This window comes from Parablautia sp. Marseille-Q6255, assembly GCF_951230155.1.
Classification (GTDB): Bacteria; Bacillota; Clostridia; order Lachnospirales; family Lachnospiraceae; genus Choladousia.
On record NZ_CATNVD010000011.1, the window covers coordinates 78,804 to 91,957 of the forward strand.

Here is a 13,154-nt window from a genome sequence, read left to right on the forward strand (position 1 = left end):
TCCTCTCACACCACCGTGCGTACCGTTCGGTACACGGCGGTTTCAATAGTTGATGTGCAGAGACTGATAGGCTGTGGCTAAATCATAGAAGCCCCAGTTTATCAGTCTTTCTTTTGTTAATGCTCTTTTGACCACACCCGTGTTAGACATCCTCCAGTAGGATTTTCTGCTGTATGCTCCTTCGCATGCTGCCCACTCTGATAACCCCAGTCCTATCAGCTTTCTCCTCCTGGTCTTTGGCAGTTTCCACTGTTTCCAGATACACATCCGTATCCGGCGGTACAGCCATCCGTTCACGCTTTCGATATTGTTCTTCATATCCGCTATCCCATAATAGTTTAGCCATCCTCTCATGTAGACTTTTACCTTTTCCATAGTTCGGACGACACTTCCGCACTTGCTCCGGGAAGTGAGCCTGCGCAGTTCATCCTTGGCTTTCTCCCATGACTTTCCATGGACTCGGATATAGATTCCTTTTCCGTTCTTCCCAAAACAGAAGCCAAGGAACTTAAAATTTCGGATTGCGAATACACTGACTGTCCGGCTCTTTTCCCGGTTCACTCTCAGTTTCAACGTTTCCTCCAGATATTTCGTGCTGGATTCCAGCAGTCGCTCTGCGGCCCGTTCGCTTTTCGCCAGCAGTACGATATCGTCTGCGTAGCGGATGCATGGCACACCCCGCCTGTGAAACTCCCAGTCGAATTCATTCAGATACACGTTTGCTAAGAGTGGAGATAGATTTCCTCCTTGCGGGGAGCCTTCCTCCGTCTCTGTTACAACACCGTTTTCCATCACTCCGCTCTTCAGATATCGCTTTACCATCTGTACCACTCTTTCATCTTTTACCTGTTTCCTCAACTGGTTCAGCAGTATCGTATGGTTCAGCGTATCAAAGTATCTCGACAGGTCGAGGACGACTGCCCTCGTATATCCCTGCTCGATGTACTCTTTTATCCTCCTGACAGCGTCTTTTGCCCCTCGACCCGGACGATAGCCATAACTGTCCTTCGAGAACAGAGGTTCATAGATTGGCATCAGCTGCTGTGCCATGGCCTGTTGGATGATGCGGTCTATGACAGTAGGGATTCCTAGCTTTCTTGTCCCTCCATCCGGCTTCGGGATCTCCACTCTCCTGACTGGGGAAGGGCTATATTTCCCCTTCCTGATTCTTTCTACCAGTTCGTGATTATTCTCCCTCAACCATGGTAACGCCGCTTCAATAGTCATCCCATCAACTCCTGGCGCTCCCTTGTTCGCCTTCACTCTTTTGTAAGCTCTGTTCAGGTTATCCTTATTCAGTATCTTACTTAGGATATCTGGCTCTGCACTGTCCCTTTCCTTCCATATCCGGTTGAATGAGCGGTGCGCTCTCACATACCCTTTGCGTTCCGCGCTATCTCTTTGTGAGCAGCTTTCTCTGTTTTCTGTACCCATTCTGCCCATTCCTCCTTTCCCAGTCGTACGAAAGACTCCTATTGATTCAGCCCTTCGCTGAAAAAAAATCAACTACTATGGCCTCTGCTGACTTCTGTACGTTCAGCGTTACCTTCCGATAACGGTTACTCTTTTCAGAGCGTTCCGTACAGACCTCCCTGGGTACCACACGTTTCTTTCCCTCCATCCATCTGCCGCATTTACTGCACATGATTCCGTGTAGTTATCGGGCTTCATCTTGTCTTGCAGACTTACCCTCATGTACAGCCTTATATGCGATTTCTGTCCGTCAGACCAGAGGTTTGCCCGTGGGTTAGTAAGTTTCCCACATCTGGCTTCCTTCAGATTCCATCTCACGATGGACACCCTTGCCTTCGGCTATATCCTTCCCACTACCGGGCGAATTCGGGACTTGCACCCGTTAGAAACGTGCGCCGCCAGGCGCACAAGATAAAAACTCTTCGGAAAGATTCCCGCAATGGTTTCTTTCTGAAGAGTTTTTTGCAGCAATAAAGTGTGGGGCGCTCAGTTGTGTCCCCTGTTTTTGTTGTAGATGTACATCAGTCCCTTTAAGAGCAGACGGTCATCTATGATGATCTCCCGCTTGCAGTACGGGATAATGGTTTTGGCGAGCCCGCCTGTGGAGACGATGGTACAGGTTTCGCCGAGCTCCTCTTCGATGCGTTCGATCGCTCCGTCGATGCTGGCAGCCGTACAGTAGATGATCCCGCTGCGCATGCAGTCGATCGTGTTGGAGCCGATGACTCTCTTTGGCGGATCCAGACTGATCTTCGGAAGCTGCGAGGTGCGCATGGTAAGGGAGTCGAGCGAAACTCTCAGACCGGGATAGATCATGCCGCCGAGAAAATTCCTGTCGCGGTCGATCGCTGAGATCGTTGTCGCGGTGCCCATGTCAACGATGATCAGCGGGCACGGATAATCGTGGATGGCAGCTACCGCGTCTGCGACCCGGTCGCTGCCAAGCTGTGCCGGGTTATCGAGCAGGATCTTAAGCCCGGTCTTGATGCCGGGGCCAACGACCATGACGTGTTTCCCGGTCAGACGCATCATTGCCTCCTGTACCGTATGTGTGACAGACGGTACGACAGAGGAGATGATGCCGCCCTCAAAGGAGTGGTGGCTTAAATTGTTCAGTTCCAGGATATTTTTGATCAGTACGGTGTATTCCAGTACGGTAGAGTTCTGGTTGGTGGAAAGCCTTTCTATAAATAATATTTTTTCATCTTCAAAGCATCCCAGTACAATGTTTGAATTTCCGATATCAACGGCAAGAATCATGAGTTCCTCCTGTGTGTGATGCAGCCAGCGGGCGGGCGCATGACTGAGTGAGCGGTGTGACGCGGGCGGCCGGAACAAAGTGCGCTTTGTGCAAAGCCATTGCTACGGCTGCAGTGATCACGGTCGAGGCAGCCATCTCGCAGACTGCATTGATGCCGACAAAGCCGCAGATAAAGACGAGCACATTCTGTCCGCCCATCAGTTCCTGGATATACGCGGAGCCTCCAAAGAGAAGCACGAGCGCTGCCATAAAAAAGGCTGTATTCAGAAACGCAGAGAAGAATCCGGTCACGAGGCAGGCGGCAGATGTATTTGACAGTCGTCTGACGCCGCGGAAGATGTATCCGAGCAGAAAGCCGTCAAGCACACGCGGGACAAATCTCTGGAGAAAAGCGAAAAACGGATTGATATCGAACAGGATCACGCCCATTGCGCTGGTGCCGCCGATACCGATGCACTGCAAAAAGCTTGTCATGCCGAAGATCGCTCCGGCAGCGGCTCCTCCGGCAGGACCGAGCGTGATAGCAGCGATCGCCACAGGGATCATATTAAAGGTGATCGCGAGCGGACCGATATTCAGATAGCCGAGCGGGGTGTATGCCATGAGAAGTAAAACGGCAGTGATAAGTCCGATAAGGACAAGTTTTGAAGTGTGTGTTCTTGTGTTTGTATTCATTTTTTTCCTCCTTGTTATTATTCCCCTGCAAAAGGATGTGGATACTGCCGGGCGCATTTGCGGAAAATGTGGAAAGGGGCTGCCGTCCGTACTGGTACAGCGCCGGAACCATTTGCCGTAAAGCGTTGCCGCAGATCATGCCTGCGCATCCGTCTGAGCGGGATACAATACAATTACACGGGCAGTATAGCACGGATGCGTGTGTTCGACAATATTTATTTCCGGCAAAATCTGCTGTGTACGAAAAGAAAAACATTTGTTTTTTATACAGGAATCCGTTATACTAGGCGTGGATAAGACAGATGGAAGGTATCCATACAAGGAGAAGATTATGTTAAAAGGAAAGACAGTCATTTTAGGCGTGACCGGGAGCATCGCAGCGTATAAGGCGGCAAATCTGGCAAGCCTTCTGAAAAAGCAGCACGCGGATGTGCATGTGATCATGACCGAAAATGCAAAACAGTTTATCACCCCCGTCACCTTTGAGACACTGACTGGGAATAAATGTCTGACGGATACATTTGACCGGAATTTCCAGTTTGAGGTAGAGCATGTGGAGCTTGCCAAGCGGGCGGATCTTGTTCTGATCGCCCCGGCGACGGCGAATATTATGGCAAAGCTTGCGCACGGGCTTGCGGATGATATGCTGACGACAACAGTGCTTGCATGCCAGTGTCCGAAGCTGATCGCTCCGGCGATGAATATGCGCATGTATGAGAATCCGGTCACACAGGACAATCAGGAGCTGCTCCGGCGGTATGGGTGGCAGGTGATCGAGCCTGAAAGCGGCCATCTGGCATGCGGCGACACGGGAAAAGGAAAGTTCCCGGATGAGCGTCTGATCGTGGAACATGTGCTCAATGAGGCAGCCCTCGAGAAGGATATGAAGGGACTTCATGTCCTGGTCACTGCCGGTCCTACGATGGAGGCGATCGATCCTGTGCGGTTTTTGTCCAATCATTCGACGGGCAAGATGGGATATGCGATCGCAGCAGTATGCAGGAGAAGAGGGGCCAGTGTGACGCTGGTATCCGGCAGGACAAATTTAAGCACACCGGCAGGCATAGAGAAGGTCTGCGTGCAAAGCGCACAGGAGATGTTTGAGGCAGTCGCATCGCGCGCGGCCAAACAGGATATGATCATCAAGGCGGCGGCAGTTGCCGATTACCGTCCGGTATCTGTTTCAGACCAGAAGGTAAAGAAAAAGGACGGCGATATGAGCCTGGTGCTGGAGCGGACGCAGGATATCCTTGCATGGCTTGGAGAGCACAGAACGAAAAATCAGGTACTGTGCGGCTTTGCGATGGAGACGCAGGATCTGGTCGCGCAGGCGAGGGCAAAGCTTGTCAGAAAGCATGTGGACCTGATCGCTGCAAATAATGTAAAGGTTGCAGGAGCAGGATTCGGGACGGATACGAATGTTGTGACGCTGATCACAGAGGATGGGATCCGCGAGCTTGAGCTGATGAGCAAGGAAGAGGTGGCAGTCCGGCTTACCGATGAGCTGCTGGAGATCTGGAGATCCAGAGCATGCAGCGAGTGAGAAGGACCGTGACAGAAAAGAAGGAACGCAGAGAGGAGTTTTTATTTTATGGGAAAGAACAGACCGTCAATAGAAGCAATATTAAATAAGGTAAAGGAAGCCTTTGCGAAGGAGCCGGAGCTGGCCAGGCTGTTTGAGACGTGCTACACCAATACACTGGATACGACAGTGAAGCAGATGGAGGATGGCACAACGCATGTCATCACGGGAGATATCCCGGCGATGTGGCTGAGAGATTCTACGGCGCAGCTTCGCCCGTATCTGATACCGGCGGCGCACGATGAACAGCTTGCCGAGCTGATCGCAGGGCTTGTGCGGCGTCAGTTTCAGTTTATCTGTATTGAGCCGTATGCGAACGCATTTAATGAAAAACCGGACGGCTCCTGCTGGGAAAAGGATTTTCCGGATCAGGATCCGTGGGTATGGGAACAGAAGTTTGAGATAGATTCTCTGTGCTATCCACTGCAGCTGGCATACCTTTTGTGGAAAAACACAGGCTGTACCAGTCAGTTTGATGAAAACTTCAAAAAGGGTGCATACCGCATTCTGGATGTTTTTTATACAGAGCAAAACCATGAGGAGCGTTCTTCTTACCGGTTTGAGCGCCCCCATTCCTTCCATACAGATACGCTTTCCAGAGGTGGAAAAGGCTCCCTGACACGTCCGGATACGGGACTGATCTGGTCAGGCTTTCGGCCAAGCGATGATTCCTGCGTCTATGGCTATCTGATTCCCTCCAATATGTTTGCGTGGGTCGTGCTGGGCTATCTGGCAGAAATCGCGCGCACGGTTTATGCAGATGAGGAGCTTGCAAAAAGAGCCGGGGCGATGCGCACACAGGTGAGGGAAGGGATTGAACGGTACGCTGTCGTACGGACAGAGGAATTCGGCGACATCTATGCGTATGAGGTGGACGGATACGGACAGTGCAATCTGATGGATGATGCAAATGTGCCGAGTCTGCTTTCCATGAGCTATCTGGGCTACGAGCCGCTGCGCCCGGAGGTGGCAGAGAATACGAGACGTTTTCTGTTAAGTGATGCAAATCCGTACTATTTCCACGGGACAAAAGCAGCGGGGATCGGAAGTCCGCATACACCGTCGAATTATATCTGGCATATTGCAATGGCGATGGAAGGACTGACAGAGAAGGATCACGGACGCAGGCTTGAGATTTTAAGAAGCCTTGCCGATTGTGACGGAGGCACCGGGATGATGCACGAGGGCTTCCACTGTGATGATCCGACGCGGTTTACAAGAAAGTGGTTCTCGTGGGCGAACGCGATGTATGCGGAACTGCTTCTGTCATGCATCGGAGAAGAGGTAAAGAAATAACAAAGATGTGAAATACACGCGAACAAAACAGGCGTATCGGCGCAGGCAGGAGAGACGGCATGAAATGTTATGAAACGGTATGGGAAATTTTTAATAAATGTGCAAACAACCAGATGCGGGACGTGTTCATTGATGAGATAGAGACGGAGGATATAGAGGCGTATCTGAGGGAGAAATTTAAGGGAAAAGAAGTAGTTTTTGAGCGGACGGATATGCCGGATGGGACCATTGTCTATGATATTACGGCTGCCGGGATCAAAGAGCGGTATTCATTTACAGAAATATAGAGAGGGGAAGAGCTATGGATGCAGTGTTTGAAGCGTTGGAGAGGCAGCAGATAGATCAGTCGCTTCTGGAAGCGATCCGGGAGTTCCGGAAGCAGTATCCGGTCGAGGGGCAGCTCCAGTCCAGAGTAACGGCTCCGCTCCTTGTATATTATGGAAAAGAAACCTTTGAGATGGCAGCGGCGGCGCTGCTGGAAGGGGAAAATATCCTGCTGACCGGGTCAAAGGCAACAGGAAAAAATATTCTGGCAGAGACGCTGGCCTATGCGTTTGGGCGGCCGTCATGGAATATTTCTTTTCATGTGAACATGGACAGCAGTTCTCTGATCGGTACGGATACGTTTCGTGATAATGAGGTACAGCTGCGCACGGGTCCGGTGTACGACTGCGCAGTAAATGGAGGCTTTGGCATTTTTGACGAGGTCAATATGGCAAAAAATGACGCAGTATCTGTCCTCCATGCCACGCTTGACTACAGGCGTATTCTGGATGTGCCGGGATATGAGAAGATCGGGCTGCATGACGCTGCGCGTTTTATCGGGACCATGAATTACGGATACGCAGGTACGAGAGAGCTCAATGAGGCGCTGGTATCGCGGTTTCTTGTGATCGAGATGCCTTCTCCGACGCAGGAGACGCTGACCTATATTTTAAGAGGGATATTCCCGGATTTTAAGGACGAGGGGCTTTCACAGATATGCGGTCTGTTTCTGGATCTCCAGACGAAAGCAGACAATAATGAAATATCTACAAAGCCGCTCGATCTGCGGGGGCTGATCGGAGCACTCAAGACAGTGCGCCGCGGCCTTTCGCCGCGGGCTGCGATCCGCATGGGGATCGTAAATAAAAGCTTTGATCTGTTTGAGCGCGAGCTGGTAGAGGACATTGTGATGACGAGGATCCCGGGCAGCTGGACGCCGGCAGAGATTTTTGAATAAACCGAAAAAGTCAGACAGGGACACACAATGGGGCAGGAGGGAACGCCGTGGAGTATGGCTGCAGCAGGGAAGAGCTTCCCGGAGAAGCAGAAAACAGAATACGCAATCTCATGTGGACCGTAAGCGGGGATTATCAGCTTGATACGAAGCCCGATACGGTGTCTTATTCCAGATCTAAGTATATTTCTATGTATGATGCAGTGAAGCAGGGGGCATTTGCGCGGTATTTTGACCGGGAAGCGCTCGGAGCGTATCTTGTGAAAAAGGTATTCTGCGGGGCGGATGAGCGCGCGCTGACAGAGATCGCCCAGCTGTGCGTGGATGCTGCCACCTGCCAGAGGATCGCCGGGGAGCGTCCCGGTGTGCCGGAGCTGCGGGAGAAGGCTTTTTCGGATCTGCTGGATCTGTCGTTCCATGTGATGAGCGGTTCGCTGACCGGCAGACTGAAGATGGCATGGATCCGGGTCTGCCTTTTGGAGGACTGGCACTGTGAAAAGCACTTTTTGGGTGCGCTGGAGCGCATTGCGGCGCTTGAGGATGCGCGAGATACGATGGAGCTGATCCGCACGGCAGATGAGATCTATAACACGCTGATCGACAGAAGTTTTGTGAGAAAGCACGGGGATCTCTCCAGTGTCCTCGCAGTCACGGCGGAGGAGTTAAGTGAGTTTGACTGGGGAGATTATCTGGAAGAGGAGCTGACGCAGGATATGCTGGAGCAGTATCTGCAAAAGCTCCAAAGCCAGGTGGTGTCGCTTCAGGAGGAGCCGGAGGAAGACAAAAAGGAGGACGATGGGAGCCGAAAGCGAAAGATCACAGTGCTCACGCCGGAGGCTGCGGCAAAAATGTACTCCTACATCGAGCTGAATTATGGAAAGTCATATCTGTCGCCGCAGGAACAAAAGAAGCTGGATCAAAGGCTGTGCCGCGGCGCACATGCCGACTGCAGTCTGTATCTGACAGATGGGATCCTCAAAAATCCGGTGCGCATAAATGCCCAGTTTGTCAATGCAAAACGGCATGCAGAGAAGAACAGGACGTATTTTCGCAACAGCCGGAATATGGCGTCGCGCAATATTGAGCAGCTTACCGATGAGCTGCGACGCTCTTTGATCCGGCGTACAGAGCCGGAGTCTGCGGCGGCGTGGTCAGGAGAGATCGTGCCGAAACTTTTGTGGAAACCCGGCAGGATGGAGGATCCGGGAAAGCTCTTTCGCAGGACGGAGCATACAAATCAGACGGATTTTGTGGTAGATATTCTGATGGATGCAAGCGGGTCGCAGCGTGACCGTCAAAGTCAGATCGCACTTCAGGCGTATATGATCAGTGAAGCGCTCTGCAACAATCACATACCGCACAGGATCACAGGCTTTTGCAGCTTCTGGGACTATACGGTGCTGCAGCGGTTCCGCGAGTACGACGCTCCCAGGGAGGAGAATCTGAGGATCCTGGATTATGTGACGTCCTCCAATAACCGGGACGGGCTGGCGATCCGCGCGGTGGGCGATACGCTGCAGAAAAGGCAGGAAGAGGGAAAGATCCTGATCGTTTTAAGCGACGGAAGACCGAATGATGTGACCGTAAACCGTCCAAACTGCCAAAATCCCCAGCCGTATTTCGGAGAGTATGCAGTAAAGGATACGGCATTTGAGGTCCGCAGGCTCCGGGGGAACGGGATCTGTGTGCTCGGGGTGTTTACCGGAAAGGAGAAGGATCTGGTGGCGGAGAAAAAGATCTTCGGCAGAGATTTTGCATATATCCGCACGATTGAGAGCTTTTCAAAGGTGGTAGGCAGGTATCTGCGCAGGCTTCTGGAGGACGACCGCTTTTAGGCGGCACAAGGCAGCCGCGCAGGAGAAAGCAAAACGCCGGCAGAGCCGGAAATGGAAGCGGAAAAGCCCTTGCGAAACAGGGGTATTTGTTATAAAATAATCTGATGAAGTGATTTTAGGAGGTGCTGAAATGGCAGAGAAATCATGCAGCAGTACAAGCTGCAGCAAAGAAAGCTGTGAGGGATGCCCGAGCGCAAAGAAACCGCAGAGCTTTCTGGAGGAACTGAATGTCTATTCAGAAGTAAAGCATGTGATCGGTGTTGTCAGTGGAAAAGGCGGTGTCGGTAAATCTATGGTGACGGCGTCACTTGCCAATATGCTGGCAGAAAAGGGCTATCGCGTGGGTATTATGGACGCGGACATCACAGGTCCGTCCATCCCGAGAATGTACGGGCTGAAAGGACCGGCGCAGGCGGATGATGAAGGGATCTATCCGGTGCTGACAGACAATGACGTCAAGGTGATGTCGATCAATCTGCTGATGCCGGATCCGGAGACGCCGGTGATCTGGAGAGGACCGGTGCTTGCCAATATGGTAAAGCAGTTCTGGAAGGATGTGATCTGGGGCGAGCTGGATTATCTGCTTGTCGATATGCCGCCTGGAACAGGGGATGTGCCGCTTACGGTATTCCAGTCGCTTCCGGTTGACGGGATCGTGATCGTGACCTCGCCGCAGGATCTGGTAAAGATGATCGTAAAAAAGGCCTACAATATGGCGCAGACGATGAAGATCCCGGTGCTTGGCCTGATCGAGAATTACAGCTATCTGAAATGCCCGGACTGCGGCAAAAAGATCCCGGTATTTGGAGAGAGCAAGATTGATGAGGTCGCAGAGGAGATGGGAGCAGTCGTGCTTGGAAAAATGCCGATCGATCCGGCGCTCACGCAGCTGACAGAGGCAGGAAAGTTCGCAGAGGCAAAAAATGAGTATCTTGAGGAGGCGTTTCCTGTACTCCAGCTTCTCAAAGTAAAAGAAAAATAAGCGCACGCGCAGGAGGAAAATTGGGATGGAACGTAAGAGGATCATACAGGTGGACGAGAAAGTACCGTTTAAGCTGCTCGTTCCGCTTAGTATTCAGCATTTATTCGCCATGTTTGGAGCGACGGTACTTGTGCCGTTCGTATTTGGCATCAACCCGGCCGTCGTACTGTTTATGAATGGTCTTGGGACACTGATCTTTATCGCAGTGACGAAGGGAAAGGCTCCGGCTTATCTTGGCTCCAGCTTTGCATTTCTCGCTCCGGCGGGGCTCGTTATCAGCGAAATGGGGTATGAGTATGCGCTGGGCGGCTTCGTGGCAGTCGGATTTCTGGGATGTATCCTGGCTGCTGTGATCTACCGGTTTGGCTCTGACTGGATCAATGTCGTGCTTCCGCCGGCAGCGATGGGACCGGTCGTTGCTCTGATCGGACTGGAGCTGGCAGGCTCTGCCGCAAGTAATGCAGGCCTTCTGGATGAAAAGATAAGCAGCGGAAATGTGATCGTTTTTCTGGTGACACTTGGCGTGGCAGTATTTGGATCTGTCATTTTCCGCGGCTTTTTATCAGTGATCCCGATCCTGATCGCGGTCATAGCGGGATATGTGGCAGCGATCGCCTGCGGTATCGTAGACTTTACAGAAGTGGCGCAGGCTCCGGTTTTTGCGATCCCGAACTTTCAGATGGCAAAGTTCAATATGGAGGCGATCATCACGATCCTTCCGGTACTTCTTGTCATCACCTCAGAACATATCGGACATCAGGTAGTGACGAGCAAGATCGTGGGCCGCGATCTGCTGAAAGATCCGGGTCTGCACCGTTCTCTGTTCGGCGATAACTTTTCCACAATGGTTTCCGGTCTGCTCGGTTCTGTGCCGACAACGACGTACGGTGAAAACATCGGCGTTATGGCAGTGACAAAGGTTTACAGCGTGCGCGTGATCGGGGGTGCGGCAGTGCTCTCCATCGTCTGCTCCTTTGTGGGCAAGCTGGCTGCGCTGATCCAGACGATACCGGGACCGGTCATCGGAGGGATCTCGTTCCTGCTCTACGGTATGATCGGAACCTCCGGCATCCGTATCCTTGTGGATTCTCAGGTGGACTATGGTAAATCCAAAAACCTGATCATGACCTCTGTTATTTTTGTAGCAGGACTCTCCGGTATTACGCTGAAGCTTGGCAATGTGCAGCTTAGCGGAATGGTACTGGCCAGTGTGGTAGGTATGCTGATGGGTCTGACCTTCCATCTGCTTGAGAAGTTCCATCTGACCAATGACGAGGAATAGTTAAAGTGAATACTTAAAAAAATACAGGCAACACTCCTTGTATGAGTAAGGAGGGTTGCCTGTTATGTTATGGAAAGAAGGAAAATTTTGTATCCGTACAGCTGCTGTTCTGCTGCTGTTTGCATTCTGTCTGAACCTGGGAGTCCACGCTGCGCACCGGACGATCCTGCAGCAGGAGATCGCACAGGAGGTGCTGCGCGTTCATGTGGTCGCGAACAGTGACCGCAGGGAAGACCAGCAGGTAAAATATCTGGTGCGGGATGCCGTGCTTGCCTGGATGCAGGAGACGGGCGGGAGAGAACTCCGGACGGAGACACCGGGGGAAAAACTGCAAGGGGGCGCAGCGGTACAGACAGATGCGCAGACAGACGCACAGACAGATGCACAGACAGAGGTACAGGCATATCTTGCCGCGCATCTGTCTGATATAGAGGCGATCGCCAACGGGATACTCTCAGAAAATGGCAGAAGCTACCAGGCAAGGGCGAGCCTTGCCCGGACGTATTTTCCGGACCGGGTCTACGGGGAGTGTACCTTCCCGGCGGGCTGGTACGATGCACTGCGGATCACCCTGGGAAAGGGGGCGGGGCAAAACTGGTGGGGCATCCTGTACCCGGAGCTCTGTTTTTCCGACTGCATCAGAGGCGTGACGCAGGAGGGGGATCAGGTGGAGGATCTGAAAGATGTACTGAGCGCGCAGGAGTATGAGAGCCTGTTCCGGCAGCCAGAGAAGTGGAAGCTTTCTCTTTGGTGGTTTCCCCTGCCTTTTCTGTCGGAACAAAAAAAGAGGTAATTTATGTGAGCATGACCAATTGTTTTCTCCCTCATCTTTTGTAAAATGATAGCGTAGACAGGAAAAAGAGCCATATAGGATATTGAGGTAGGAGGCATGGACATGCAGAAAATGGAAATTACCAAAAGAATGTATGAAGTAGGGGCACTGGCCATTGTAAGGGCAGAGACGCTGGAACGCGCATGTGAGATCGCAGATGGGTGCATCGAGGGCGAAATCCCGGTTATGGAGATGAGCTTCACCCTGAACAATGCAGGCGAGATCATCAGCGGCCTTAAGAAAAAATATGGAGATAAGTTGTGTGTGGGAGCAGGTACCGTGCTGGATTCTGAGACTGCAAGGCATGCTGTGCTGTGCGGAGCAGAGTTTATCATTGCTCCTAATTATGATGAAGGAGTCGCAAAGATCTGCAATCGTTACCAGATCCCGTATGCACCGGGATGCACCAGTATCACAGAGGCTGTGGATGCTCTGAGCATGGGCGCTGCTTTTATCAAGGCATTTCCGATCTCTGATTTTTACGGACCAAAGCTGGTGAAGGTGTTCAAGACTCCGATCCCTGCAATGCCGATCCTGGCCAGCGGAGGGATCACCCTCGACAATCTGGAGACCTGGATCGATAACGGTGTGGATGTATGCGGCTTCGGCGGTCTTCTGACGAAGGGCACCTCTGCAGACATTGCAGCCAATGCAAAGAAGATCCATGAGATCATTACTGCCAAAAGAAATAAATAAAAAGTGCGGGCGGATGCAACA

General features: G+C 51.9%; 13 protein-coding genes. 9 read left to right on the forward strand and 4 right to left on the reverse strand.

Annotation, left to right across the window (positions count from 1 at the left end; translation table 11 throughout):
- Positions 1-42 precede the first annotated feature (42 nt).
- The 4 genes from ltrA to QOX44_RS09850 form a co-directional block, all read right to left on the reverse strand.
- Positions 43-1,434: a group II intron reverse transcriptase/maturase gene (gene ltrA, locus QOX44_RS09835; protein ID WP_283681000.1), complete on the reverse strand. Its 1,392-nt coding sequence runs from the start codon at positions 1,432-1,434 to the stop codon at positions 43-45.
- Positions 1,435-1,480: 46 nt separating this feature from the next.
- Entirely contained in the window at positions 1,481-1,621 is a 141-nt protein-coding gene (locus QOX44_RS09840) for a hypothetical protein (RefSeq protein WP_283680641.1), read from the reverse strand.
- Positions 1,622-1,959: 338 nt separating this feature from the next.
- Entirely contained in the window at positions 1,960-2,733 is a 774-nt protein-coding gene (locus tag QOX44_RS09845; RefSeq protein WP_283682945.1) for a type III pantothenate kinase, read from the reverse strand.
- A complete protein-coding gene (locus QOX44_RS09850; protein ID WP_283682946.1) occupies positions 2,717-3,409 on the reverse strand; it encodes an ECF transporter S component in 693 nt (230 codons plus the stop codon). Before QOX44_RS09850 ends, QOX44_RS09845 begins: the two co-directional genes overlap by 17 nt.
- A gap of 331 nt (positions 3,410-3,740) precedes the next feature.
- On the opposite strand from QOX44_RS09850, the gene coaBC reads away from it, so the two are divergent.
- The 9 genes from coaBC to QOX44_RS09895 all read left to right on the forward strand — a co-directional run bounded on the left by coaBC (position 3,741) and on the right by QOX44_RS09895 (position 13,133).
- Complete coding sequence (gene coaBC, locus QOX44_RS09855) at positions 3,741-4,952, forward strand: bifunctional phosphopantothenoylcysteine decarboxylase/phosphopantothenate--cysteine ligase CoaBC (RefSeq protein WP_283682947.1); 1,212 nt, start codon at positions 3,741-3,743, stop codon at positions 4,950-4,952.
- Positions 4,953-5,000: 48 nt separating this feature from the next.
- The gene (locus tag QOX44_RS09860) at positions 5,001-6,287 is read left to right on the forward strand and encodes a glycoside hydrolase family 125 protein (RefSeq protein WP_283682948.1); all 1,287 of its coding nucleotides are present in this window, start codon (positions 5,001-5,003) and stop codon (positions 6,285-6,287) included.
- Positions 6,288-6,346: 59 nt separating this feature from the next.
- A complete protein-coding gene (locus QOX44_RS09865) occupies positions 6,347-6,574 on the forward strand; it encodes a hypothetical protein (RefSeq protein ID WP_283682950.1) in 228 nt (75 codons plus the stop codon).
- A gap of 14 nt (positions 6,575-6,588) precedes the next feature.
- Positions 6,589-7,509 carry a MoxR family ATPase gene (locus tag QOX44_RS09870; RefSeq protein WP_283682951.1) on the forward strand — a complete coding sequence of 307 codons (921 nt, stop codon included), beginning with the start codon at positions 6,589-6,591 and terminating at the stop codon, positions 7,507-7,509.
- 47 nt (positions 7,510-7,556) lie between these two features.
- Complete coding sequence (locus tag QOX44_RS09875; protein WP_331488366.1) at positions 7,557-9,341, forward strand: cobaltochelatase CobT-related protein; 1,785 nt, start codon at positions 7,557-7,559, stop codon at positions 9,339-9,341.
- Between the two features lie 130 nt (positions 9,342-9,471).
- Positions 9,472-10,323, forward strand: coding sequence for an Mrp/NBP35 family ATP-binding protein (locus QOX44_RS09880; RefSeq protein WP_283682952.1), 852 nt, complete (start codon positions 9,472-9,474; stop codon positions 10,321-10,323).
- A gap of 25 nt (positions 10,324-10,348) precedes the next feature.
- Positions 10,349-11,605 (forward strand): uracil permease, encoded by a 1,257-nt coding sequence (gene uraA / locus QOX44_RS09885; RefSeq protein WP_283682953.1) that lies wholly within the window; start codon positions 10,349-10,351, stop codon positions 11,603-11,605.
- A gap of 64 nt (positions 11,606-11,669) precedes the next feature.
- A complete protein-coding gene (locus QOX44_RS09890) occupies positions 11,670-12,398 on the forward strand; it encodes a stage II sporulation protein R (RefSeq protein ID WP_283682955.1) in 729 nt (242 codons plus the stop codon).
- Positions 12,399-12,500: 102 nt separating this feature from the next.
- The gene (locus tag QOX44_RS09895) at positions 12,501-13,133 is read left to right on the forward strand and encodes a ketohydroxyglutarate aldolase (protein WP_283682956.1); all 633 of its coding nucleotides are present in this window, start codon (positions 12,501-12,503) and stop codon (positions 13,131-13,133) included.
- The last annotated feature ends 21 nt before the right edge of the window (positions 13,134-13,154 follow it).